This window comes from Archangium gephyra, assembly GCF_049060025.1.
Classification (GTDB): Bacteria; Myxococcota; Myxococcia; order Myxococcales; family Myxococcaceae; genus Archangium; species Archangium gephyra_A.
The window spans coordinates 151734-174701 of sequence record NZ_JBMEQQ010000002.1; the positions used below are offsets into that span (position 1 = coordinate 151734).

Here is a 22968-nt window from a genome sequence, read left to right on the forward strand (position 1 = left end):
GTGTTCTGGCTCCGTCACCACCACGAGGAGGAGTACAACCGCACGTACGTGCTCGGTGGCGTGCGGGTGTGCGCGCGCTGCCTGGGGACGTACCCGGTGCTGCTGGCCGTGATGGTGGGCCTCTTCAAGGTGCGAGCCCCTCTGTCGTGGGAGTGGGACGTGCCGGTGGTGCTCGGCCTCACCCTGCCGGCGCTCGTGGACTGGGCGGTGGGCCGCTTCCGTCCGCGCGGTGGCTCCAACGCCGTGCGCACCCTCACCGGCGTGCTGCTGGGCGTGGCCCTGGGCCGCTCGTTGTTCGTCCACTTCCAGAGGCCCCTGCCACAGGTGCTGGTGTGGCAGGCCGCCCTGGTGGCCGTGGTCGCGCTTCCCGTCCTGCTCATGACCTATAGAGGGCAGGGAGACAGGTAGGCCCGGGACCGCGGCCGTGGCCTCAGTCCGCTACGGCCCACAGTCCAAGGGTGTAGTCGCCCTGGCCCCAGGCCACGTACGTCCCATCGGGTGAGAAACAGGCGGTGCTCGTCTGCTCGTCGTTGTTGTCCTCATGGCTGAAGAGATGCTCTCCCGTGTCGAAGCGGTAGACGCTGAAGGAGGGTCCATCGAGCGCCACCGCCAGCAGTGAGCCGTCGGGGCTGAAGCTCAGACGCCAGGCTCTGGGACAATCCATCGTGCGCACGATGCGCCGCTGCTCGAGGTCCACCACATGGATGCCATGACCGTTCGTCCCCGCGGCGAGCAGCGGCTCGGTGGGATGGAACGCCACGTCCCAGACATAGGGATCGTTCCCGCTCAGCAGGCACAGCGTCGCGCCCGTGGTGGCATCCCAGAGTTGAAGGGTGCCGGAGCCTTCGTCGGGGAAGTTGTTGTGGCTCTGCGCCGCCGCGATGAAGCGCCCATCGGGTGAGATGGCACAACCCTGGGAGTAGAAGTTCTTGGGCGGCGCCTCCATCTCGCGCAGAGGGCGCCAGCGCTCCACGTCCCACAGCAGCCCCTTCCCATCATCCACCGTCATCGCCAACAAGGAGCCGTCGGCGGAGGCGCTCATTCCAGAGAGGTAGTGGGGAAAGGGCGCCTCGTTCCGGAGCGAACCGTCCCGGGTGGACAGGGCCACGAGCCGCTTCTTCCAAGCCGCGGGAGCCGTCACGTCAGGCTCGCCCACCGCCACCACGAGCTCTCTCCCGGGCAACACGCAGAACATGGGTCCGAGGGGAAGCTCCGGCGAGCACACGGGCAGGCCGGATTCACCGCGGACGTCCCACCAGCGGATCCTCTCCGGCTGTCCCTGCGCCTGGGCCACCAGGAGGGTGCTCCGGCTGTCGAAGGCGAGGTGGTGTCCCCGGCTCCTGATGGAGCTGGGAGGGCCGAACTGCCGTACGCGCTCGAGGCGAGAGGCATTGGCCACCGTGATGGGTTTCCGTTGGGAGTGCATGGCGGCTCTACTTTACGGTTGGCGCGGGCGGGGCTGACAATTCCGGCTACAGGGCGGCAAGGTGCCGAGGCCCATGCGCCACAGGCTCCGGCGGCTCACGCTCCGGGAGTATTGCGCGCTCCAGGTGGACGCGGAGGAGAGCGCCTCGCTCGGGTGGAAGCGGATCGCCCAGGTCGCCCCCCGGGTGCCGGAGCTCCCTCCGGACGCGGTCACGTGGTTCGCCCGCATGCACTCCGACGAGGTTCCGCCATGGAACTGCTCTCCATCCCCGTCTGGCAGTTCGCCAGCGGCCGGGGCGCGGCGTTCCTGCCGGACATGGACACGCGGGCGTTTCCGCCGAAGTCCGGCCTCGGACAGGGTCCGTTCTGGCGCCTGTACCGGGCCCTCATGCGCTCCCTGGTGGGACCTTGCGCATGCTCGGCCGCTCGCCCTCGGCGAGCCCGGCCGAAGCCCTCCTGGAGGGACGGGCGGGCGAGCCTGTCCTGGTGACAGCGCCCGTGCTCCCTGTCATTCTCGCCACTTACGCAGGGCCAAAATCGGGTAGACCCGAATCCCCCTTCGCCCGTTAATCGGGCGGGAGGGGTGAGGACAGGCATAGGGCCCTGGAAACGGGGGAGTGTTGGGACCGGAGACCTCAGACGAACGGCTGATGCTCGCCTTCCGGGCGGGGGATGCCCGTGCGTTCGAGGTGCTGGTGCGCAGGCACCGGACGCCGGTGTTCAACTTCATCCTCCGTTTCACCGGCCACCGTGCGCGGGCGGAAGACGTGCTTCAGGAGACGTGGCTGAAAGTGGTGCGCAGCGCGCCGGAGTACGAGGCGAAGGCGAAGTTCACCACCTGGGTCTACACGATTGCGAGGAACCTCTGCGTGGACAGCGCGCGCAAAGAGAGCTACCGGCAGGCGGCCTCGCTGGAGGCGCCCACCGCGGGTGCCGAGGGCGATGAGGGCCGTCCCCTGGGTGAGGCCCTCCCCGACGAGGGCGCGAGCCCCGAGCGCGGTGCCTACAACGCCCGCGTGCGGCCGTTGCTGGAGCGCGCGCTGGCCAGCCTCCCGGAGGAGCAGCGCGAGGTGTTCGTCCTGCGCGAGTACAGCGGCATCCCCTTCAAGGAGATCGCCGAGGTGACGGCGGTGTCCGAGAATACGGTGAAGAGCCGGATGCGTTATGCCCTCGAGGGCCTGCGTCGGCGCCTGGCCGAGCTCGGGGTAGACGGTGACCTGGTCGAGGACGGAAGGACGGTGGCGGGATGAAGACCCAGGGAACCCACGCACACGAGGATCGGCTGCTGGACTTCGCCTATGACGAGCTCCCGCCGACCGAGGCCCGGTTGGTGGAGCAGCACGTGCAGGGCTGCTCACGCTGCTCGGAGACGCTGGCGGGAATCCGGGGTGTGCGCACCACGATGTCCCGGTTGCCGCTGGAGTCCGCGCCGGACGCGGGGTTGGAGTCGCTGCTGGCGTACGCGCAGCAGTCCGCGCGCCGGGCCGCCGCGGGTCCCGAGCCCGCGCCGCGCTGGTGGCGCCGCCTGCTGGCGCCCGTGTTGAGCCTGGCGGCCCTGAGCGTCTTTGGCGTCGTGGTCATCCAGGTGAATCGCGAGGTGGACCTCAGCCCCGCGCTCGTCCAGCAAAAGGAGTCTCCGCGGGAGAAGACGCGAAGCCGCGAAGAGCCGGCGGAGAGGGTCGCGGACGCCGCGGCCGCACCCGCTCCCGCTCCGATGCCCCCGGAGGCCTCCATTCCGGTGCCCGCCGATATCGGCAAGGTGCAGGCGGAGATGGACGAGGAGATGCGGGCCGCGACGCCCGCCACGCGCATGCCGGCGAAGGCAGCCCCGAAGAAGGGCTCGATGCGCGGCTCCCTGAGGGAAGACTGGTCCAACTTGGGAGCTGGCAGTGCTGGCGGTTTCCCGGACAAGAAGCTCGCGCTGAACAGCGACGAAGAGGCGGGTGGCCTCGATGTGCTCGCCAGCAAGGAGTCGAAGCGCAAGCGCGACGCGATAGGTGGGACGGCTCTGCCCTCCGTGTCTCCGGTGCGGAGTGCCGAGCCCGCCGAGGAAGCGCCCGCCGAATATGCCCGTGGCGCCGAGCTCGAGGTCGCGCAGGCCGCACCGCCCGAGCCGCAACAGATCATCCGTGGCTCGGCCTCGCGTCCGGCCGCGATGGCGGGCAAGGACTTCGCGCAGGATGACGCGTACGCGCAGCAGGCCCCCGGGCGTGCCCAGGTGGCCACTGCCTCGCCGCCGCCGCCACCGCCTGCCGCCCCCGCGCAGTACCAGCCTGCCGCGGGTGCGGCCGGACCGGTGGCGCGGGCGGAGGTCATGAAGAACGAGGCGGCGCAGAAGCCCGCCGCGAGACTCTCTCCCTCGCCCGCGGAACTGATGACTCAGGCGGAGGTGGCCAACCGCTCGGGAGACTGGGCGCAGGAGGTGGCCTTCCTGCGCGCGGCGCTATCCGCCGGAGTCCGGGGCTCGCAGCGATTGGAAGTGATGTCCCGGCTGTGTGAGGCGGAGTTCGCGCTGGGCCGCCGGCAGATCGCCGTCCAGGTCTGCAAGGGCGTGGTGGCGGAGGCGCCGGGTTCGAGCGAGGCTCGCATGGCGCAGCGCCGTCTGGAGAGCGAGCTCGAGTCCTCCACCCCCGCCAAGAAGTGAAAATGGCTCACGGATTGACGGCCCCTCGGAACACGAGGGCCTCTCCATCGGGAGCGCGAAGAGGCCAGGGCTCGCCCGTAGGAGACAGCCCCACGGGGTGGAGCGCATAGGCCACGCCGCCCTCCATGACGTAGAGGAGCAGCGTGCCGGGAGGCGCATCCGAGGGCGGCATCTCCGGCGAGTCCACCTTCTGGATGCGGAAGGGCAGCGGCGCGAACGAGCGGGTGCGCACCGGCGAGGGCATTTCCTGGGAGGCCTGCTCCAGCGCCGCCTGCCAGGAGCCGACATCCTCGGAGACGGCCTCCTTGGTCCGCAGCGAGTGGACGGTCTCTTCGTGGAGCTTCCTCGCCACCTCGAGGATCTTCAGATTGGCGGAATCGGAGGTCCGTCCGGCGACGAGCCCATCGCGCTGGCCCCAGAGGGTGAGCACGAGGGCTCCGAGGATGAGCAGGGACCAATGCAGCCGGGCGCTGCGTCCGCGCACGCTCTGCACGAGCACGGCGGTCAGGCCCACCAGGGCCGCGAGCATGGGCAGCAGCAGCTCCAGACGGGGCGGGGGCCCGGAGTGGAAGGGCTGGAGCTGGGTGTGGACGAGGTGCACCAGCTCGGGGGAGCCCGCCGCGAGGCACATGGCGGTCAATCCCCCGAAGACGAGCCCGTGGAGGATGCGGAGCGGAAGCGGGGAGGGCTGCCGCGCGGCGGGGGACGGCTTCACGGGAACGGCAGGTTCAGCACGAAGTAGAACGAGTCGTAATAGATCTGGTACGCGCGCAGGAAGGCGTCGATGACGTTCATCTTCTGCTGCCCGGCACCCCCGATGTCGACGGTCATCATCACGATGAGGCCGAGCACGAGGATCCAGTTGACGAAGGAGTACTCCACCATGGCCTGTCCGCGGCGGTGACGGCGGCGGCAGAGTTGGGGGCGAGGCGTGTGGGTCTTCATGGGCGGGTGTCCTCCTGCGGACCCGGATCGGTATCAGAGTGTGACATGGGTTGGAAGTGGGGGGGAAGACTGCTGGCCGGTTCCAGGGTGATCTTCTTGTCACTGGGGGCGGGAGGCACGAGGCGGGGCCGGGCGTCCAGGCCGTAGTCGCGCACCTCCAGGGAGTAGCGGATGGGGGGGAACTCGATTTTCGCCAGGTGGAGGATGGGGAGCTCCCGGCTGACCCAGTAGCGCTTGAGGACGAGCTGGCGGTAGCGGACCTCCAGGGGTTCGGCCGTCACGGTGCCCGCGAACGTCATGAGGCGGGTGGGGGCGCCCCGGCTCACGGTGGAACCCTGTCCCACGGCCAGCCGCGCCGAGGGGGGTGGACCGGGCGTGCCGAGGAAGAAGGGCAGGGCGGCGGTGTCCACCTCCTGGAGCTTTTCGAAGCCCTGGGTGACGAACAGCCGGGAGACGCCCTCCGCGCGCAACCCGGTGTCGCGGGCCACCAGCAGGAGGAACTGCGCCAGCGGGGCCTTCAGCTCCGCGTGCTGGCCGAACTCCAGCTCCACCCACACGGCATCCCGGCCCTGGGCGTCCTTCTGCTCGGCGACGGCGGCCAGCCGGAAGAAGCCGGGCTGGGGGCCTCCGTCCATCTGGTACGTCACCCACTCGCCCACGCGCGCGTCCAGCCGCCCGGGAGCGGCCTCGAAGAGCAGTCCGCGCGACACCTCTGCCGGAGCGGCACCCAGCAGGAGCAGCGACAGGGCACAGACGAGCGTGCTCATGGCGTTCCCTCCCGAGCCTGGCGCACGGCGTCGGCGTTGGGCATGCCATCGGGCCGGTCCGTCCCCACCCAGGCCTGCGAGATGGCCACCCGCGAGGGCGCCAGCTCCACCAGGGTGGTGAGTAGCTGCTCGGCTCCACGCGCGTACTCGAGGACGAGGGTGCGCTGGCCATCCAACCTGCTCCCGGACTCGCGGACGGGCACGTAACCCGCGGCGGTGAACCGGGCGGCGAGTTCCTGGCGCACGGTGTCCAGTCCTCGCTCCACCACCTGCGTGCGATGCAGCGAGCCTCCGGCCGCGTCGCGAGAGCCCACGTCCGCGCTGAAGAGCGCGCCCTCCACCTGGATGAAGTGGCTGCCGGCGCTCGCGGGCTTCTCGTACAACCACAGGTCCTTCAGCACGGTGAAACCCACCGTCTTTCCCAGGTGGGTGCGCAGCACCACGGCCCGTTGGAGTCCCTCGCGCGTGAAGAAGGCCGACACCACGGCCTCGCGTTGCAGGTCGCCATTCACGACGACGGGGTAGCCCTGTTTCGTCCAGAAGCCGTGGAAGTACCTCGCCACCTTCACGAGGGAGTCCGGGGTGGTGAAGTACGCGAGGCGGTGGTGCTGGCCGCCGATGAGCAGATCCTCACCGATCCGCGTGTGCACGGTGCCGGGGTAGACCGCGAGCCTCCTGCTCTGCCCGCGACGGAGCGGCCCACAGCAGCAGGAGAAGGGGGAGGGCGCTCATTCGCATGGGATCTTCCGTTCGTTCTGGTCATGGGCGGCACCGGGGTCCAGGCCAGGCAGGTGGGGCGCGTCGGCCTGGGCGTTCTTGCAGCCCATGAAGTTGCTTCCGCGGGCCATGAACATCTTCCGGTAGAGGGACTGGTCGTAGACCTGGGTGTCGCGGAAGGGGGCGGTGTCGAAGCAGCGCTGGGCCGGGTCATCCAGGCCGGGGTACGCGTTCACGTTGTTGAGCCCCATGGGGGCGCCGTGCTTGCTCTTGTTGCAGCCGCGGCCGCGCTCCCCGGGCACGTAGTTGTGGGACACCACGAAAGGGCCCTGGAAGTCCGGCAGGAGGAAGCGGGCCACCGCGCCGAGCCGGTCCAACTCCACCTGGTCCAGGTAGCTGCCCACGCCCAGGAACTTCATCCGGTCCACCTGCAGGTGGAGGCCGTGCCGGGAGCCATCGTCATGCACACCCGCCCGCTTGGGCTTCATCAGGGCATCCCCGCCATCGGGCAGGTGCCAGCCGTTGGCGATGAGGGTGTAGCGCTCCTTCACCCGCAGGTCGCTCAAGTCCCTCCCGCCCCAGTTGTCCACGTCGAAGAAGCCGTGCTGCTCCTTCTGGAGGTAGCGCCGGGGCAACACGTAGCTGGCGAGCGTGCTGGTGGTCTCCACCTCCACCTGTCCCCGGGTGTTGAAGCGGAAATGTCCGAGCAATTCGCCGAGCGTCTTGCCCCTCGCGGCGGCTGCCTCGGGGCCCTTGGCGCCTGCGCTGTCGGGAAGGACGCGGCTCAGGTCGACGCCCGCCACATCCTGGTTGCGCAGGCTCACCTGTACCGGCGAGGCGCGCAGCATCGTGCCGAACCGGCCTTCGGGCTCGATGGAGTCGAGGTCCGCGTAACGCTCGGCGGCCTCCTTCACCGTGGCCTTCATGGCGAGGTCGAAGGCCCTGTCATGGTTCGCCGTGGCGTAGTCGCTCAAGGGGTAGCTGGTCATCTCCCACGCGACATACCGGCTGGCCTCCTGAAGCTTGAGGCGGGCCCGGATGACCTCGCTGAGGAAGACGCTGAACATCAGGAGGGACACCAGCAGTGGCACCACGAGTGCGAGCTCGACGGTGGCGGCGCCTCGCCGGACGGACTTCGGCTGTACACGGGAGTGGAACATGGCGGGGCCTCAGTGGGTGATGAACCGCGCGGGCGCGTCCTTCAGGTCGCCGGGCAGTGCGTCCGCCAGCTTCCCCACGAGCGGCAGCGAGTCCTTGCCCTGCCAGACCGCCGCCAGCCGGGGCCGCCAGTACGGGTTGAAGAAGTTGGGTTGCTCGGTCCAGTTGCCGGGCCGGTGGTAGTACGTCTGGCCCCGGGAGATGACGCTCATCCCCGGCGAGCCTCCGGGCCCCACCGCCGTGCGGCCGTTCTTCAGGTCCAGCGTCCCGGGAGACGTGCCGAAGGCGAAGGTGAGCTTCCCCTGGGAGTTGAGCTGGCCCGGAGTGTGGCGGAATGCGTCCGCGCTCTTGTTGAGGAGCACCCAGGTGGAAGGCTGGTTGAAGTCGTCCCGGCGCCCCGCCATGTCCGCGATGCCGGGCGTCTCGTTGAGGCTCTCCGCGCAGTCCTTCGCGTAGTCACCCGGTTCGAAGTGGGGGAAGGGCACGAGCCCCGGCCACGGGTGGTTGCGGTCCTTCGGATCGACGCGGACGTTGGCCACGTACACGGACATCTCGAAGAAGCACGCGCCCGGGACACTCGCGAGGCACGTCCTGGACTCGTAGAGGCCCACGTTCCGGTCCTCCTGCGTCGAGGCCTCTCCCGGGAACACCACGCGCCAGTGGATGCCGTTCTCGCGCAGGTCCGTGCCGCTCATGGCCCACACACTCGGCTTCAGCGTGTCGTTCTTGTCCTCGCGCGGGTCTCCCCAGCAGTCGCGCCAGGTCCGCGTGTCACCCGGGCCGGGCTGCTTGGGGCAGCGGAAGGGGTTGAGGAGCCGGGTTCCCCCGAGGTTGACGGAAGCCGGTCCCGGCAACTTGATGAAGTAGGGGTCGTCCGCTCCGAGGACATCACCCTGGGCGAGCATGCCCATGGGCAGGTGGGGCAGGTCCTTCGACTCGCGGATCTTGTTCCCGCCCCTGGCGCTCTTGCCGCCGCCCTCGCCGAGCCGGTAGGTGAGGAAGCGCGTCTGGCCCCACTTGGGAATGCCATCGAGCACGCCCTCCAGCGGCGCGAGCCACCGGGGAATGGGCATGAGGTTCCCCAGTTTCCGGTCGGTGACGAGGGACTCGGGGCAGGCGCCGTCCTTCGCGTCGCATGCGAAGCGCGTGGCGTTGGTGATGCCCGCCATCACCCGTTTGGCCCGGGCGGTCTTGTCGGTCTCGTTGCGTCTCGTGGGATCCAACGGTTCGAAGGGATTGACGGGGCTGAAGGGCGTCCCGTTGGCCGCCTTGTCGTGCGTGCGGCTGTAGAGGCACTGGTTGATGAGGCCCGCCAGCGTCTGGGGGACGAGCGGATCCACGTCCGGATCGTTCGCCTCGATGACGGCGTGGGACGTGCCCATCACGTACGTGGAGGTGGCGAGCATCACCGCGGTGGCCGCTCCCGCCATCACCGCGTTGAGCATCCGGTGCCCGGGAATCACCACCCGGCCAATCACCTGGTCGAGGGGCTCCATCACCGGCTTCATGAGGAGCAACATCCCCCGGAGTGCCGTGAAGACCAGGTCCAGCCCCCGCATGATGGCGTGGAGGGAGGGGAGGGTGTCGAGCAGGGTGCAAACGCTCTGCCAGAAGAGGCCGTCCCGGCTGTCGCGGGGGAAGCACGGGCCGATGGTGCGCATGAACCCGTAGAGGTCCGTCAGGAAGGCCTGGACGGAGAACACGAACGAGTCCAGCGACTGCCACATCATGGCCGACACGTAGTGGGACACCTGCGTGCGGTTGGTGAACGCGTAGAAGTTGAAGGCGCGAGCCTCCATGGCCGCCGTGGACCAGGCCGCCGCGTCCGCCGTGTTCTGCAGGCGGATCCGCTCGTGCACGCCGTGCCCGAGGTTCACCGTGGTGATGAGCGCGATGCTCAGCACGAGCATCAGCAGGCACGCGAGCACCAGCGCCTGGCCTTCCTGCCGCTTGAAGCTGTGTCGGAGAGAGCGGGTCACCATGGCTCACAGGCCCCAGTCCGGGTTCAGGTGCATCAGCCACTTGAAATAGAAGTTCGACTGCATCCGCAGGCTGTAGGTGGCCGTCAGCGGCAGGAAGTAGCGCCTGCCCGCGGCCAGCCCCCACAGCACGCCCATCTCCTGCCGGTAGAGCGTGGCGTAGCCCCGCTGGTGCTCCAGCCCGCGCACCGGCGCCGTCACCTTCGTGGGCTGATGGATGGCTCCGCCCAGCGTCACGCCCGCGTTGGCCGCCCACCACGCGGTGAAGATGACCCAATTGGCGAAGGGCACGCGCAGCTCGTACCAGTAGCGCACCCGCACGCTCAGCACGGTGGCCTTGCGGTACACCTCCTCGGCGTCGTCCGGCAGCGCGAGGTTGAAGAACCGGGCCAGCTTCGTCTCCAGCGCCGGCACCTGCGGGTACCCATCCGGCCCGTCGAAATCCAGCTCCCGCCACGCCGTGGCCGAGCGCAGCTTCCACACGCTCCGCACCGGCGAGTACCAGGACGGGTTCACCGTATCGACGCGTACCAGTCCGAACAGGGGCGCGCCATTCACCGCCGCCGGGACCACCGAGTCCCGCGTGGGCCACGGCAGCCGCCGCAACGTCTCGTCCTGGAGACGGGCCCGCGTCCATGTCCTGGCCAGGTCCGGCAGCGCGTCCGTGCGTCCCAGCGTGGGCAGCAGCGCCACGAGGGCCGCGTCCCTCATCCGCTCGGTGTTGCCGTTCCACACGATGCCCGAGCGCGCCGCGCAGTACGCCGCGTACTCCGTCATCAACTTCGCCTGCTGCATCAGCGTGAGCTGCACCAGGCCCAGGCCCAGGAAGACCATCAGCGGCAGCACCAGCGCCGACTCGACCGCCGCCTGGCCCGACTGCCTGCCTGCTCGGGGATGTTCACTCATGGACGCCGCCCTGGAGCGACATCCGTGCCACCGCCTCCGTCACTCGGAGGTGACGTCAGGGCGGCGTCTCAGAGGGAAGACCCCCCCTCCACCAGGGGGACGGGGACTCTCCGGTCCGGAACAATCCGGCAGCCGGGAGATCGTGACTTTGACACTTTGCATGGTCGCTGGATAACATCCCACCCGCTGGTGCCCCGGGCCCCCGCTTTGCAAAGCAGCCGCGCCACCTACGAGTTCCGCCCCCCCCGGGCGCTCCCCGCTTTGGAGGTCTCCGAGACATGCTGAAGGGTAAGACACCGCTCTTTATCGCGCTGGGCCTCGGCCTGCTGGCCGGCATCATCGCGTGGTCCGCGATCAAGAAGAAGGAATCCGACGTGCGCCGCGGTTGGAACCTGGTGCCGGTCGTCGTGGCATCGGCGGACATCCCCGAGGGCACCGTCATCACCTTCGACATGATCAACCAGCGCTCGGTCCCCGAGCAGTTCGTCACGTCCTCGGTGGTGAAGCCGGACTCGGCCACCTACGTGGTGGGCCAGAAGGTCCTCGTGGCGCTGCAGCAGGGTGACCCGCTCCTGTGGAGCCAGTTCGAGACCACCAAGGCCGCCGAGCGCCTGTCCACCAAGGTGCAGAAGAAGGTCCGCGCCATCACCATCGAGGCCAAGCCCACCACGTCCGTGGGCGGGTGGATCCGCCCCAACGATCACGTGGACGTGATTGGCACCTTCCGCGACCCCCAGACGGACGAGAACGTCGCCGTGACGCTGCTGCAGAACGTCATCGTGCTCGCCACCGGCAAGGTCACCGGCACCACCAACGTCAACCTCATCCCCGAGCACCAGCGCGAGTACAACAACATCACGCTGATGGTCATCCCGGAGGAGGCGGAGATCCTCACGCTGGCCAGCGAGCTCGGCCAGCTCACGCTCTCGCTGCGCAACGAGGAGGACGTGGACATGATCGAGGAGCGCGGCCGCGCCACCATCTCCACGCTGCTCTCCGGCGAGCGCACCCGCGTGCTCGAGCAGAAGCGTCGCGAGATCATCCAGATCATCAAGGGCGGCGCCTCCGAGAAGAGCGCGGTCGGCTCTTCCGGTACGCCGTAGTCCTTTTCCCCCCCGGCACGTTTCCCTTCCCCCCGCAGCTGAAGGAAGTCCCCGCGCATGCTGGCCGGAATCGTCCTACTCCTCGTCACCGGGTCGGTCTTCTTCTTCAGCCTGGTGATCTTCACCGTCCTGGCGAAGGCCTACGAGCAGTACCAGGAGCGGTACGTCGTCAAGTCGATGAACGACTTGAGCGACATGTTCCTCTTCATCGATGCCCGTCAGCTGCTGGTGCTCAACATCGCCAGCATGTGTTTGTTGGGCATCCTGTCGTACATCATCTTCAACCCCATCCTGTGCGTCATCTCCACGATCTTCGGCTTCTTCCTGCCGATCATCCTGGTGAAGCACTACCGCAAGCGGCGCATCAAGAAGTTCAACGTGCAGCTCGTGGATGCGCTGCAGGCCATGGCCAACGCCTTCAAGGCCGGTCTCACGTTCCCGCAGGCCATCGAGCACGTGGCGCGCGAGGCCCAGCCGCCCCTGGCCCAGGAGTTCGGCCTCTTCGTGAAGGAAGTGAAGCTGGGCGTGCCGCTGGAGGAGGCCCTCATCAACATGGGCCGCCGGGTGGGCAGTGACGACCTGGAGCTCGTCGTGGTGGCCACCAACATCGCCCGCCAGCTCGGTGGCAACATGGCGGAGATGTTCGAGACCATCTCGAGCGTCATCCGCGAGCGCTTCCGGCTCGAGGGCAAGATCGACGCCCTCACCGCCCAGGGCAAGCTGCAGGGCTGGGTGGTGGCCGCCATGCCGGCCATCCTCGGCATGGTGCTCAACTACATGCGGCCGGACCTGATGGACCCGATGATGGACCACTGGTTCGGTTATGTGCTCGTGACGATCATCGCCATCATGGAAGTGCTGGGCGTGCTCATCATCCGGCGCATCGTCAACATCGACATCTAAGGAGTGGCCGTGAGCGACATCCTCACCAATACGTTGATGGGGGGCTCTGCGCTGATGTTCGCGGCGTCGATGGGCTTCCTCGGCTTTGGCGTGTACCAGAACTACTTCTCGCAATTCGTCGACGAAGTGCGGGATGACGCCGGCGGTATGTCGGGCCTGGGCGCGGTCACCATCCGCAAGCTCGGCGCGCTCAACCGGCGGCTGATGTGGCCGGGCTACGAGACCAAGATGCGCAAGAAGCTCATCAAGGCCGGTGAGCCCAGTGCCCTCAAGCCCGAGGACATCATGGCGCTGCAGGAGATCAGCGCCGTGGTGGGCCTGCTGGCGGGCCTCGTGCTGTTCAACGCGGTCAACGAGAACCTGGCCTGGGCGCTCGTCGTCGGCCTGTTCGGCATGTACTACCCGCTCATCTGGGTGAATGATCAGGTGAAGAAGCGCCACCTGCTGATTTCCCGGGCGCTGCCCTACAGCCTGGACCTGCTGACGCTGTCGGTGGAGGCGGGTCTGGACTTCACCGGCGCGCTGGCCAAGGTGGTGGAGAAGGGCAAGGCGGGCCCGCTGCGCGAGGAGCTGCAGATCGTCCTCAAGCAGCTCAAGATGGGCAAGACGCGCGAGGAGGCCCTCAAGGCGATGATCCTCCGCGTGGACCTGCCGCCGCTCACCACCTTCGTCACCGCGCTCATCCAGGCGGACAAGATGGGCACCAGCCTCGGCAAGGTGCTGCGCATCCAGTCCACCCAGCTCCGAATCGACCGGACGCAGCGCGCCGAGAAGCTGGCCGGTGAAGCCCCGGTGAAGATGCTCTTCCCGCTCATCGCGTGCATCTTCCCCACGGTGTTCATGGTCCTCTTCGGGCCCATCGTGTTCCAGTTCATGTTCGGAGACGTCGGGGGGTAGGGCCCTGAGTTTCCAACTCACCATCGTCAAGGGCCTGCAACAGGGGAAGGAACTCCTCTTCGAGCAGGCCAAGGTCCACATCGGCCGCACCACGGAGAACGACGTGGTGCTGCAGGATGCGGGTGTGTCGCGCAAGCACGTGCGCATCTCGGACCGGCTCGGGCGCTTCTACGTGCAGGACCTGGGCAGCGCCAACGGCACCCTCGTCAACGACGCGCCCATCTCCGGTGAGCGGGAGCTGCGGAACGGGGACCGCATCGCCCTGGGGCCGGTGGAGTTCATCTTCAAGGAGGTCGTCCACGAGGACGACGCCACCCGGCCCTTCATGCCGGTGGAGGAGGAGGACGAGTCCACCCGGCTCATCCGCCGCTCCCTCACGCTGCCCGCCGAGCCTTCCACCGTCGTGGACCAGGACATGCTGGCCCCCCTGTCGGGGCTGTCTCCCGTCGTCCCCGAGCCGGCTCCCTTCCGTCCCACTCCGCGCCACGAGCCGGGAGCCTCGGCGCCGCCCGTGTTGCGTCCCGTGCCGGCCTCTTCGGCCCGCCCGGGGCTGGACCGCTCGGAGACGCGGGCGGAGATGGTGGCCGTGGAGCCTCCCACCACGGCCCCGCTGTCCCGGCAGGAGCCCCGGGCGGCTCCCGTCCGGGCTGCCGCCGCTCCCGCCTCCACCGCGCGGGCCTCGTCCGGCGCCACGGGCCCTTCCGCCGTCGACAAGGCCCGGCGCCGCCGCGAGCTGAGCGAGACCCTGGGCGGCCAGCTCGTCCTGTGGTGGCTCGAGTTGTCCCGCGGCGGGAAGATCGCCCTGGCCACCGTGGCGCTCCTGTTACTGGCGGGGGCGGTGGGCGGGCTCGCCGTCGTCTTCCGGCCCGCGCTGGAGGGCGTGGTCCGGGGCCCGGAGCCCACGTCGCTCGGCCTCCAGGTGGTGCCGGACTCGTTCGGCCTGGGCGAGGGCGTGACGTGGGAGCAGCCGGACCAGAAGCTCTTCGACTTCGAGTTCGTCTCGCCCACGCGCGCCGTCGCCGTCCTGCGCTACCAGGCCAGCGGTATCTCCAAGGACGAGGTCTCCCTCACCGTCAACGCGATGAGCCTGGGCTCGGTGCCTCCGGACACGGCCACCTCCTCCGAGCGGGAGATCCAGAAGATCATCCCGCCTTCCGCGCTCAAGCGGAACGAGCGCAACCAGTTCGTCTTCGACAACGTCCGCAATCCCCCGGGCCGGGACACCTGGCGGGTGTGGAACCTGCGGCTGGAGGTCATCCCCGTGCCGGACCTGCGCCCGGAGGAGCTGCTGGAGGCCGCGCGCAACTACGTGGCCCGGGGGCGCAACTTCTACGAGCGCAAGGACGTCGGCGCGGAGAACCTCTCGCTGGCCTGGGAGAACTACCGCTCGGCGTGGATCACCCTGGAGGCCCTGGACGAGAAGCCCGAGCTGTACCAGGACGTCCGTCACATGATGGAGCAGGTGGCGGTGGAGCTGGACCACAAGTGCGGCCAGCTCATGCTGGAATTCCAGCGCCACCTCCAGTTCAAGGACAAGAAGCGGGCCAGGCGGATGGTCGATGAGATCACCCGGCGCTTCCCTACACCGGCGCATCGCTGCCACAATCTGGCGCTCGAAAAAGCCAACGAGCATGGGCTGTGAGGCCCATGACCGTGCACCCAACGAAGTGGTGACTTCCCATGTCGAACGGTTCCCCTCCCGCACGCCGTCGTCCGACGACGGGCTCCCCCTCGGGTGGCACTCCCTCGGGAGGCGCCACCGGTCAACGCCCCGCGGTGCGCAGGACTGCCACCGGCGCGGCGCCCGCCGTGCGCGCCGAGCCCCCGCTGCCGGTGACGGGCACGAAGCTGGTGTGCTCGGCGGGCCCGGCCGCGGGTAACGAGTTCGCGCTGGAGGATGGTGAGTACGTCATCGGCCGCGCCAACGACAATCCCATCTGCATCCCGGACACCTCGGTGTCCCGCAAGCACGTGCTCATCCGCCGTGTGGGCGGCGGCTGGGAGGTGAGCGACCTGGGCTCCGGCAACGGCACGCTCCTCAACGGGGAGCCCCTCACCACCGAGATGCCGCTGGCTCACAGCGACACCCTCACCCTGGGCGACACGGAGCTGACGTTCAACGACAACTCCAACGCCACGATGATGATGCCCATGCCGTCGGCGCCCCCGCCGCGGCCGGGCCGTAGCAGCACCCGGTCCTCCGCTCCGGCCGCCGCTCCCGCCGCCGATGCGGGAGAGGAGGGTGGAGCCCTGGCTCCGCGCCGCCCGCCGCCCCGGCCCGACGCCCGCGTGCGCAGCACCCGTGGCCGCGCGGCGGTGACGCCCGCGGATCCGGCGGCGCAGCAGCGCAAGAAGCGCCTGCTCATCCTCACCGCGGCCGTCTTCGTGATGCTGGTGGGCGTGCTGGCCATCATGAAGGTCCAGCAGCAGCGCAACGCCGAGGTCGAGGCCCGGAAGGCAGCGCTCGCCCAGCAGCGGCGCGCGGAGATCGACGCGCTCTTCCAGGATGCCAAGAACCTCATCCGCGACGGCAAGTGGGCGGATGCCAAGGCGAAGCTGCTCGAGCTCCAGGAGGTGGAGCCCGAGTACGTGCAGCTTCCGGACTACCTGGCGCGCGTGGAGAAGGAGATCCCCAACCAGCAGGCGCTCGACGCGGCCAAGGCGGCGCTGGACAAGAATCAGCTCGGCCCCGCGGCGGCCTCGCTGGCCAAGGTGGGCAAGGACACCCAGCTCTTCGATACGGTGCGCCAGCTTCGCACGAGCCTGAAGGACAAGGCCGACAAGCGCGTGCGCGATGCGCTGGCGCTGCTGGATCAGAAGCAGCTCGACGAGGCCAAGGCCATCACCGACGACGTGCTCGCGGCCGATCCGGAGCACCGCGACGCCAAGGTGGTCAACGAGCAGGCGGTGCGCGCCATCGAGATCCGTGACAGGCCGCCTCCGCCCCCCACGCCCAAGGCGGTGCCCAAGCCCTGGGACCAGGCCGTGGATCGCTTCCGCGACGGAGACCTCAATGGCGCGATGGCCATGGCCAATGCCTGCGCCGGCAAGCACTCGCAGTGCAAGGTGCTCATGAAGCAGTTGACGGACTTCGGCAACCTCCACAAGAAGCTGGAGGACCTGGACGCCAGGGGCCTGGCGCGTCTGCTGGACCTGGACAAGAAGATCACCCGGGGCCAGGGCAGCAAGCTGTCGCGCAACGCGGGCACGCGCGCGGCCAACATCTTTTTCAAGACCGCCTCGGCCGCGAAGGCGTCCGGCCAGTACGGCCGCGCCATGGAAAATGCCCAGCGCGCCCTCCAGGCCGACCCCGGCCATACCGGCGCCAGGAACATCGTCGACGAGATGCGCCAGAAGGCGAAGGAGCTCTACCTGTTCGCCTACTCCCTCAAGGACAGCAATACCGAGGAGGCCGTGTCCAAGTTCCGCGAGGTCATCGCCATGACTCCCTCGGAAGACGAGCACCACCAGAAGGCCAGGTCCTGGGTCGAGAAGCTCAAGTGAACAAGAAACGGCGAGGCACCGGAGAGACCCCGCCGGAGGCCACCGACGGGCAGAGGGATCTCTTCGGTGGCTCGTTCGGTGCGCCCCCCAAGCGCCCGGTGGCGGCGGCCCCGAAGCCGCCCCCCGAGCCGCCTCCCGCGCCTCCGCTCCCCTCGGAGCTGGGGGACGTGTCCGCGGCGCTGCCGTCGCTGCCCGGGGCTCCCTCGCGGACGCCCCCGGCGCGCATGGTGCTCACCGTGGGCGAACTCACCCAGCAGCTCAAGGCGACGATCGAATCGCGCTTCCCGCGCGTGCTGGTGCGCGGCGAGGTGTCCGGCTTCCGGGGCCCCAACGCCCGGGGCCACCTGTACTTCTCGCTCAAGGACGCCGAGGCCTCGCTCGAGGTGAAGATGTGGGCCTCGCAGGCGGCGCGGCTGCGCTTCGCCCTGCGCGACGGGCTGGCCGTGGTGGCCGAGGGCAGCGTGGACGTCTACGCGCCCGCCGGCCGCTACAGCCTCATCGCCCAGAAGCTGGAGCCGGAAGGAGAGGGCGCGCTGGCGCTCGCCTTCGAGCAGCTCAAGGCACGGCTCGCGGCCGAGGGCCTCATCGGCGACAACCGCATCCGCCCGCCCCGGGAGCTGCCCTTCCTGCCCCGGCGCATCGGCGTGGTGACGAGCCGCACCGGCGCGGCGCTGCAGGACTTCCTGCGCGTGCTGCACTCGCGCCACCCGCGCCTGTCCGTGCTGCTGTGCGACGCGCGCGTGCAGGGTGAGGGCTCCGCCGAGGAGGTGGCCCGCGGCATCGAGCGCCTGGCCCGCACGGACGTGGACGTCATCGTCGTCACGCGCGGCGGCGGCTCGAAGGAGGATCTCTGGACGTTCAACGAGGAGCGGGTGGCGCGCGCCATCTTCGCCTCGCCGGTGCCGGTGGTGTCCGCCATCGGCCATGAGATCGACTTCTCCATCTCCGACTTCGTGGCGGACTGGCGCGCCCCCACGCCCAGCGCGGCGGCGGAGCGGCTCGCCCCGGTGCTGCAGGACCTGGAGTACTCGCTGGCCACGCAGTCGTTGCGGCTGCGCAAGGCGGCCGAGCGCCGGGTGCTGGAGCTGCGCGAGCGGATGGGCACCCTGCGCGGGCGGGTGGTGGATCCGCGGCGGCGGCTGTCCACGGAGCGGCTGAGGCTGTCGGACGCCGAGGACGCGATGACGCGGGTGCTGCGCCAGGTGCTGCGCGAGCGGCGCGAGGAGCTCAAGGCCCATGGCGAGCACCTGCAGCGCCAGCGTCCCCAGGCCCGGCTCGCCGAGCAGCGGGCGCGGCTGGTGCAGCTCTCCGCGCGGTTGAAGGACGCGGTGCGGGCGGACGTGGCGGCACGGCGGGCGAGCGCGGCCCAGGCCCGGTTGGAGCTGGAGCGCAGCTCGCCCCTGGCCCGGGTGGCGGAGTTGCGCGCCCGGCTGGCCGACCGGAAGGCCCGGATGGTCGCCCTGGAGAAGGACACCCTGGCGTCGGCACAGCGGCACTTCCAGGGGCTAGAAGGACGGCTGGATGCCATGAGCCCCCTGAAGGTCATGTCCCGAGGCTACGCGGTGGCCTTTCGCAAGCGGGACGGGGGCGTGGTGCGTTCCATCTCGGACGTTCAGCCCGGCGAGGTGCTGGGCATCAAGTTCGCCAACAACGCGGCGAAGACACTCCAGGGGTGCGAGGAGATTGAAGCCACCGTCACCGCGGTGAAGGGTCCGGTGGATTGCTGACGTCCGGGTAAAGGTCCCCCTGGCACCCGGGCGGGCGCCTCCTCTAGAGTCCGCGGCTCTTTTCTCGTCGAGGTGGACTGGAAGTGGCGAAGGACAGCAAGGGCAAGGCGGTGGAGGAGGTCCCCGAGCAGTACGGGGACGTGGTGCAGCGGCTCGAGGACGTGGTGGCGCGCCTGGAGGGCGGCACCCTGACGCTCGAGGAGTCGCTCAAGTCCTTCGAGGACGGCATCAAGCTGGTGCGCCGGGGCGAGCAGTTGCTCAACGCGGCGGAGAAGCGGATCGAAGAGCTGTTGAACGAGGACGGCCGGGACGCGGTGGTCCCCCTGCAGGCGGGCGTGAAGCCCCCGGCGCTGCCCTCCACGCCCGCTCCGGCCCCGTCCCGGGGCAGCTCGGGGGCAGCCAGGTCGGCGCCACCCCCCGAGGATGACGTGCCGTTCTAGGCTCCCGGCTGTAGAAGCTATCCGTATCCATGCCCAAGCCCAAGGTCACCATTGTCGACGACGACCGCGATACGCGGGAGTTGCTCTCGTTCGCCCTGGAGTCGGAGGGTTTCGAGGTCAACGCGGCGGCCAATGGGCTGCGGTTGATCTCCTCCCTGCAGCTCAAGCGGCCGGACATCATCCTCATGGACGTGAACATGTCCTGGATCGACGGATTCGAGCTGTGCAAGGCGGTGAAGAAGAACGAGCAGTTCCGGGACATCCCCGTCATCTTCATCAGCGGGCGCGGGGAGCCGGAGGACCGGCGGCGCGGGCGGGAGGCCGGCGCCGCGGACTATTTCGTGAAGCCCCTGGATCTCAACGCGCTCATCCAGCGGTTGCGTGAGCTCATCCCTCCGCCCGCTTCCGAGGTGCCCTGAATGCCGTCTTTCGATCTGGATTCGTACCTGCAGACCCAGGTGGAGCGGGTGGAGAACCTGCTGCGCTCGCGCTCGGACGAGCTGGGCGTGAACGTGCCGCCGCGGCTGCTGGAGTCCATGCGCTACTCGCTGCTGGCCGGAGGCAAGCGGCTGCGGCCGGTGCTGTGCCTGGCCTTCGCGGAGGCGGTGCTGAAGCAGAGCAGCGTGCCGCGCATGGTGGAGGACTGCGCGTGCGCGCTCGAGTACATCCACACCTACTCGCTGGTGCACGACGACCTGCCGTCCATGGACAACGACGACATGCGGCGTGGGCGGCCCACCAACCACAAGGTGTACGGCGAGGCCATGGCCATCCTGGCCGGTGACTCGCTGCTCACGGACGCCTTCGCGCTGGTGGCGGGCGGCCCCGAGCCGGTGCGCGGCGTGCTGTGCCGGGAGCTGGCCAGGGGCTCGGGCTCGGCGGGCATGGTGGGCGGCCAGGTGCTGGACATCGCCGAGGACCGTCCGGCCCACATCGACTACCTCACGCGGATGCACCGCCTGAAGACGGGCGCCCTCATCCGCGCCGCGTGCCGCATGGGCGTGCTCTCCGCCGGCGGGGACGCGGACGCGCTGGCCCGCGCGGACATCTACGGGGACTCGGTGGGACTGGCCTTCCAGATCGCCGACGACGTGCTGGACGTCACGGGGGATGCGTCCTCCATGGGCAAGCCGGTGGGCGCGGACGCCGCCGCCGGACGCTTCACCTTCCCGGCGGTGCTGGGGCTGGAGGAGTCCAAGCAGCTCGCGGCGCGCAAGGTGGCCGAGGCCATCGAGGCCGTGAAGACGCTGGAGCCGCACGATGGCCCGCTGGCGGCGCTCGCGCGCTACTCGGTGGAGCGCCGCTCGTGATGGAGCGGCTCCTGCCGCGAATCCAATCTCCCGGGGACGTCCGCGCGCTCCCCGAGTCCGAGTTGTCTCGCCTGTGCGAGGAGCTGCGCGAGGACATCATCTCCCTGTGTGGCCGCGTGGGAGGCCACCTGGGCGCCTCGCTCGGTGCGGTGGAGCTGATTGTCTCCCTGCACCGGGTCTTCCACTCGCCCCAGGACGCGCTCGTCTTCGACGTGGGCCACCAGGCCTACGCGCACAAGCTGCTGACGGGCCGCCGTGAGCGCATGGGCACCCTGCGCCAGGCCGGTGGGATTGCTCCCTTCCTGGACCCTCGCGAGAGCCACCACGACGCGCTGGCCGCGGGCCATGCGAGCACCGCCGTGTCCGCGGCGCTGGGAATGCTCGAGGGCAAGAAGCTGCGGGGACAGCCCGGGCACGTGGTGGCGGTGGTGGGGGACGGGGCGCTCACCGGCGGGCTGACGTTCGAGGGCCTCAACAACACCGGGGGCACGCACCTGCCGCTGGTGGTGGTGCTCAACGACAACCAGATGTCCATTTCCGCCAACGTGGGCGCCATTCCCGCGTTGCTGCGCACGCACGAGGCCCGCGGCTTCTTCGAGGGGCTGGGTTTCACCTACCTGGGCCCGGTGGACGGGCATGACCTCGGGGCACTCACGCGGGCGCTGCGCGAGGCCCGTGCCTCCACGCGCCCGGTGGTGGTGCACGCGATGACGCAGAAGGGCAGGGGCTTTCCCCCGGCCGAGGCGGACACGCAGACGCGCGGCCACGCCATGGGGCCCTACGAGTGGCGGGATGGGAAGCTGGTGCGCTCGCGCGGCGGCCAGCGTACCTTCAGCGAGGCCTTCGCCTTCGCGCTGGAGGAGTTGATGGCCCGGGACTCGCGCGTGGTGGCGGTGACGCCGGCCATGCTGGAGGGCTCGGCGCTGGTGGGCCTCAAGCAGCGCTACCCCGAGCGCGTCTTCGACGTGGGCATCGCCGAGCAGCACGCCGTCACCTTCTGCGCGGGGCTCGCCGTCACGGGGCTGCGGCCGGTGTGCGCCATCTACTCGACCTTCCTGCAGCGCGCGTACGATCAGATCATCCACGACGTGTGCCTGCCGGGCCTGCCCGTGGTGTTCGCCGTGGACCGGGCCGGACTGGTGGGCGCGGATGGCGCCACGCACCAGGGCACCTATGACGTGGCCTCGCTGCGGCCCATTCCCGGCCTCACGCTGATGGCCCCGGTGACGGGCGAGGACGTGACGGCGATGCTCGCCACCGCGCTCGCGCTGCCCGGGCCCTCGCTCCTGCGCTTCCCGAGAGGCACCTTGCCGGTGCTGCCTCCGGAGCTGCTCTTGGGTACGGGCCCGGTGAGCGGGGCACGGTGGTTGAAGCGGGCGGCACAGGCGCGGGTGGCTTTCATCACGCTCGGGCCGCTGGGCGTGTCCGCGCTGGAGGCCTCCACCCCGGAGGCGGACTGGAGCGTGTTGGACGCGCGCTTCGTCACTCCGCTGGATGAGGCGGCGGTGCTGGAGGCCGCCGCATGCGGGCGCGTGGTGGTGGTGGAGGAGGGGACGACGCACGGAGGACTGGGGAGCGCGGTGCTGGAGCTGCTCGCCGCGAGGGGCGTGAGCGCCCGGGTGAAGCTGCTGGGAATGCCGGACACCTTCGTGCCGCACGGGGACGCGCGTGTGCAGCGGGCCGAGCTGGGCCTGGATGCCGCGGGGTTGCGGCGCGCTGCCCTGACCCTGCTCGCCGAGGGAGGTGCGCCGTGAAGCCGCGCAAGGAACGCCTGGATGTGCTGGTGGTGGAGCGGGGGCTGGCCGAGTCGCGGACCAAGGCCCAGGCGCTCATCCTCGCCGGCCAGGTGGTGGTGGCGGATCAGCGGGTGGACAAGCCCGGCGCGCTGGTGCCCGTGGAGGCCGAGCTGCGTCTGAAGGGCGAGGTGCTGCCCTACGTGTCCCGGGGCGGGTTGAAGCTGAAGGCCGCGCTGGAACGCTTCGGCCTGGACGTGCGGGGCAAGGTGGCCGCGGACATTGGCGCCAGTACAGGAGGCTTCACCGACTGCCTGCTGCAGGAGGGCGTCACGCACGTGCACGCCATCGACGTGGGCTACGGCCAGCTCCACGAGAAGCTGCGGACGGATCCGCGCGTGCGCTCGCGCGAGCGCGTCAACGCCCGCTACCTCACGGCCGAGGACCTGCCCGAGTCCGTGGACGTGATGGTCATGGACGTGAGCTTCATCTCGCTGACACAGGTGTTGCCGGCGGTGCTGCCATTCCTGAAGCCCAAGGGCCTGCTGGTGGCGCTGGTGAAGCCGCAGTTCGAGGTGGGGCCGGACAAGGTGGGGAAGGGCGGCGTGGTGAAGGACGCCATCGCGCGCCAGGAGGCCATCGACTCCGTGTCCGCCTTCGTCCGGGAGCAGGGGATGACGGTGCGCGGAGTGATGGATTCGACCGTGCCCGGCCCCGCAGGCAACGTCGAGGCGCTGCTCGTCGCGGACAAACCGTGACGCGGTGAGGGCGTGAAGCTGCGCTCCGCCCTCATGATGAAGCGCCGATATT

Annotated in this window: 23 protein-coding genes; 15 read left to right on the top strand and 8 right to left on the bottom strand. The window is 69.6% G+C overall.

Annotated features, from left to right (window positions below; all coding sequences use genetic code 11):
* Positions 1–408, top strand: coding sequence for a DUF2085 domain-containing protein (locus ACN28I_RS00780; RefSeq protein WP_420940276.1), 408 nt, complete (start codon positions 1–3; stop codon positions 406–408).
* Between the two features lie 22 nt (positions 409–430).
* On the opposite strand, the gene ACN28I_RS00785 is transcribed toward ACN28I_RS00780, so the two are convergent.
* Positions 431–1426: a WD40 repeat domain-containing protein gene (locus ACN28I_RS00785; protein ID WP_420940277.1), complete on the bottom strand. Its 996-nt coding sequence runs from the start codon at positions 1424–1426 to the stop codon at positions 431–433.
* Positions 1427–1675: 249 nt separating this feature from the next.
* Here ACN28I_RS00785 and ACN28I_RS00790 point away from each other — a divergent pair, with 249 nt between their 5' ends.
* From ACN28I_RS00790 to ACN28I_RS00800, 3 genes are all read left to right on the top strand, one after another.
* On the top strand, positions 1676–1915 hold the full coding sequence (locus ACN28I_RS00790) for a hypothetical protein (protein ID WP_420940278.1): 240 nt from the start codon (positions 1676–1678) through the stop codon (positions 1913–1915).
* Positions 1916–2042: 127 nt separating this feature from the next.
* Positions 2043–2675, top strand: coding sequence for an RNA polymerase sigma factor (locus tag ACN28I_RS00795; RefSeq protein WP_420940279.1), 633 nt, complete (start codon positions 2043–2045; stop codon positions 2673–2675).
* Complete coding sequence (locus ACN28I_RS00800) at positions 2672–4069, top strand: anti-sigma factor family protein (protein ID WP_420940280.1); 1398 nt, start codon at positions 2672–2674, stop codon at positions 4067–4069. The genes ACN28I_RS00795 and ACN28I_RS00800 overlap by 4 nt, the downstream gene beginning before the upstream one ends.
* A gap of 7 nt (positions 4070–4076) precedes the next feature.
* Here the strand turns inward: ACN28I_RS00800 and ACN28I_RS00805 are convergent, their stop codons facing one another.
* The 7 genes from ACN28I_RS00805 to ACN28I_RS00835 all read right to left on the bottom strand — a co-directional run bounded on the left by ACN28I_RS00805 (position 4077) and on the right by ACN28I_RS00835 (position 10541).
* Positions 4077–4784, bottom strand: coding sequence for a hypothetical protein (locus ACN28I_RS00805; RefSeq protein ID WP_420940281.1), 708 nt, complete (start codon positions 4782–4784; stop codon positions 4077–4079).
* Positions 4781–5014, bottom strand: a complete 234-nt coding sequence (locus tag ACN28I_RS00810) for a TadE/TadG family type IV pilus assembly protein (RefSeq protein WP_420940282.1) — start codon at positions 5012–5014, stop codon at positions 4781–4783. Before ACN28I_RS00810 ends, ACN28I_RS00805 begins: the two co-directional genes overlap by 4 nt.
* Positions 5011–5781, bottom strand: a complete 771-nt coding sequence (locus ACN28I_RS00815; protein WP_420940283.1) for a hypothetical protein — start codon at positions 5779–5781, stop codon at positions 5011–5013. Before ACN28I_RS00815 ends, ACN28I_RS00810 begins: the two co-directional genes overlap by 4 nt.
* The gene (locus tag ACN28I_RS00820) at positions 5778–6431 is read right to left on the bottom strand and encodes a hypothetical protein (RefSeq protein ID WP_420940284.1); all 654 of its coding nucleotides are present in this window, start codon (positions 6429–6431) and stop codon (positions 5778–5780) included. The genes ACN28I_RS00815 and ACN28I_RS00820 overlap by 4 nt, the downstream gene beginning before the upstream one ends.
* A 78-nt stretch (positions 6432–6509) precedes the next feature.
* Entirely contained in the window at positions 6510–7658 is a 1149-nt protein-coding gene (locus tag ACN28I_RS00825) for a TadE/TadG family type IV pilus assembly protein (RefSeq protein ID WP_420940285.1), read from the bottom strand.
* 9 nt (positions 7659–7667) lie between these two features.
* A complete protein-coding gene (locus ACN28I_RS00830) occupies positions 7668–9638 on the bottom strand; it encodes a pilus assembly protein TadG-related protein (RefSeq protein ID WP_420940286.1) in 1971 nt (656 codons plus the stop codon).
* Between the two features lie 3 nt (positions 9639–9641).
* Positions 9642–10541, bottom strand: a complete 900-nt coding sequence (locus tag ACN28I_RS00835; RefSeq protein ID WP_420940287.1) for a TadE/TadG family type IV pilus assembly protein — start codon at positions 10539–10541, stop codon at positions 9642–9644.
* A gap of 278 nt (positions 10542–10819) precedes the next feature.
* Here ACN28I_RS00835 and cpaB point away from each other — a divergent pair, with 278 nt between their 5' ends.
* From cpaB to ACN28I_RS00890, 11 genes are all read left to right on the top strand, one after another.
* Positions 10820–11644: a Flp pilus assembly protein CpaB gene (gene cpaB, locus ACN28I_RS00840; protein WP_420940288.1), complete on the top strand. Its 825-nt coding sequence runs from the start codon at positions 10820–10822 to the stop codon at positions 11642–11644.
* A 57-nt stretch (positions 11645–11701) separates the two neighbouring features.
* Positions 11702–12547 (top strand): type II secretion system F family protein, encoded by an 846-nt coding sequence (locus ACN28I_RS00845; protein WP_420940289.1) that lies wholly within the window; start codon positions 11702–11704, stop codon positions 12545–12547.
* 9 nt (positions 12548–12556) lie between these two features.
* Positions 12557–13444: a type II secretion system F family protein gene (locus ACN28I_RS00850; RefSeq protein ID WP_420940290.1), complete on the top strand. Its 888-nt coding sequence runs from the start codon at positions 12557–12559 to the stop codon at positions 13442–13444.
* A 34-nt stretch (positions 13445–13478) separates the two neighbouring features.
* On the top strand, positions 13479–15086 hold the full coding sequence (locus ACN28I_RS00855) for an FHA domain-containing protein (protein ID WP_420948537.1): 1608 nt from the start codon (positions 13479–13481) through the stop codon (positions 15084–15086).
* Positions 15087–15124: 38 nt separating this feature from the next.
* A complete protein-coding gene (locus ACN28I_RS00860; RefSeq protein ID WP_420940291.1) occupies positions 15125–16948 on the top strand; it encodes an FHA domain-containing protein in 1824 nt (607 codons plus the stop codon).
* Entirely contained in the window at positions 16945–18675 is a 1731-nt protein-coding gene (xseA, locus tag ACN28I_RS00865) for an exodeoxyribonuclease VII large subunit (protein WP_420940292.1), read from the top strand. Before ACN28I_RS00860 ends, xseA begins: the two co-directional genes overlap by 4 nt.
* Positions 18676–18752: 77 nt before the next feature.
* On the top strand, positions 18753–19115 hold the full coding sequence (xseB, locus tag ACN28I_RS00870; protein ID WP_420948538.1) for an exodeoxyribonuclease VII small subunit: 363 nt from the start codon (positions 18753–18755) through the stop codon (positions 19113–19115).
* A 29-nt stretch (positions 19116–19144) separates the two neighbouring features.
* Positions 19145–19534, top strand: a complete 390-nt coding sequence (locus tag ACN28I_RS00875) for a response regulator (protein WP_375772787.1) — start codon at positions 19145–19147, stop codon at positions 19532–19534.
* The gene (locus ACN28I_RS00880; RefSeq protein ID WP_420940293.1) at positions 19535–20425 is read left to right on the top strand and encodes a polyprenyl synthetase family protein; all 891 of its coding nucleotides are present in this window, start codon (positions 19535–19537) and stop codon (positions 20423–20425) included. It begins immediately after the preceding gene.
* Positions 20425–22179 (top strand): 1-deoxy-D-xylulose-5-phosphate synthase, encoded by a 1755-nt coding sequence (locus tag ACN28I_RS00885; RefSeq protein ID WP_420948539.1) that lies wholly within the window; start codon positions 20425–20427, stop codon positions 22177–22179. The genes ACN28I_RS00880 and ACN28I_RS00885 overlap by 1 nt, the downstream gene beginning before the upstream one ends.
* Positions 22176–22916, top strand: a complete 741-nt coding sequence (locus ACN28I_RS00890; RefSeq protein WP_420940294.1) for a TlyA family RNA methyltransferase — start codon at positions 22176–22178, stop codon at positions 22914–22916. Before ACN28I_RS00885 ends, ACN28I_RS00890 begins: the two co-directional genes overlap by 4 nt.
* Positions 22917–22968: the final 52 nt, after the last annotated feature.

What these genes read in the sequence shown, in the direction of transcription:
- ACN28I_RS00875 (WP_375772787.1), top strand. Translation starts at nt 19,145, where the DNA reads ATGCCCAAGCCCAAGGTCACCATTGTCGACGACGACCGCGATACGCGG.
- ACN28I_RS00885 (WP_420948539.1), top strand. Translation starts at nt 20,425, where the DNA reads ATGGAGCGGCTCCTGCCGCGAATCCAATCTCCCGGGGACGTCCGCGCG.
- ACN28I_RS00835 (WP_420940287.1), bottom strand. Translation starts at nt 10,541, where the DNA reads ATGAGTGAACATCCCCGAGCAGGCAGGCAGTCGGGCCAGGCGGCGGTC.
- ACN28I_RS00815 (WP_420940283.1), bottom strand. Translation starts at nt 5,781, where the DNA reads ATGAGCACGCTCGTCTGTGCCCTGTCGCTGCTCCTGCTGGGTGCCGCT.
- ACN28I_RS00830 (WP_420940286.1), bottom strand. Translation starts at nt 9,638, where the DNA reads ATGGTGACCCGCTCTCTCCGACACAGCTTCAAGCGGCAGGAAGGCCAG.
- ACN28I_RS00845 (WP_420940289.1), top strand. Translation starts at nt 11,702, where the DNA reads ATGCTGGCCGGAATCGTCCTACTCCTCGTCACCGGGTCGGTCTTCTTC.
- ACN28I_RS00880 (WP_420940293.1), top strand. Translation starts at nt 19,535, where the DNA reads ATGCCGTCTTTCGATCTGGATTCGTACCTGCAGACCCAGGTGGAGCGG.
- ACN28I_RS00825 (WP_420940285.1), bottom strand. Translation starts at nt 7,658, where the DNA reads ATGTTCCACTCCCGTGTACAGCCGAAGTCCGTCCGGCGAGGCGCCGCC.
- ACN28I_RS00810 (WP_420940282.1), bottom strand. Translation starts at nt 5,014, where the DNA reads ATGAAGACCCACACGCCTCGCCCCCAACTCTGCCGCCGCCGTCACCGC.
- ACN28I_RS00860 (WP_420940291.1), top strand. Translation starts at nt 15,125, where the DNA reads ATGTCGAACGGTTCCCCTCCCGCACGCCGTCGTCCGACGACGGGCTCC.
- ACN28I_RS00785 (WP_420940277.1), bottom strand. Translation starts at nt 1,426, where the DNA reads ATGCACTCCCAACGGAAACCCATCACGGTGGCCAATGCCTCTCGCCTC.
- ACN28I_RS00790 (WP_420940278.1), top strand. Translation starts at nt 1,676, where the DNA reads ATGGAACTGCTCTCCATCCCCGTCTGGCAGTTCGCCAGCGGCCGGGGC.
- cpaB (WP_420940288.1), top strand. Translation starts at nt 10,820, where the DNA reads ATGCTGAAGGGTAAGACACCGCTCTTTATCGCGCTGGGCCTCGGCCTG.
- ACN28I_RS00800 (WP_420940280.1), top strand. Translation starts at nt 2,672, where the DNA reads ATGAAGACCCAGGGAACCCACGCACACGAGGATCGGCTGCTGGACTTC.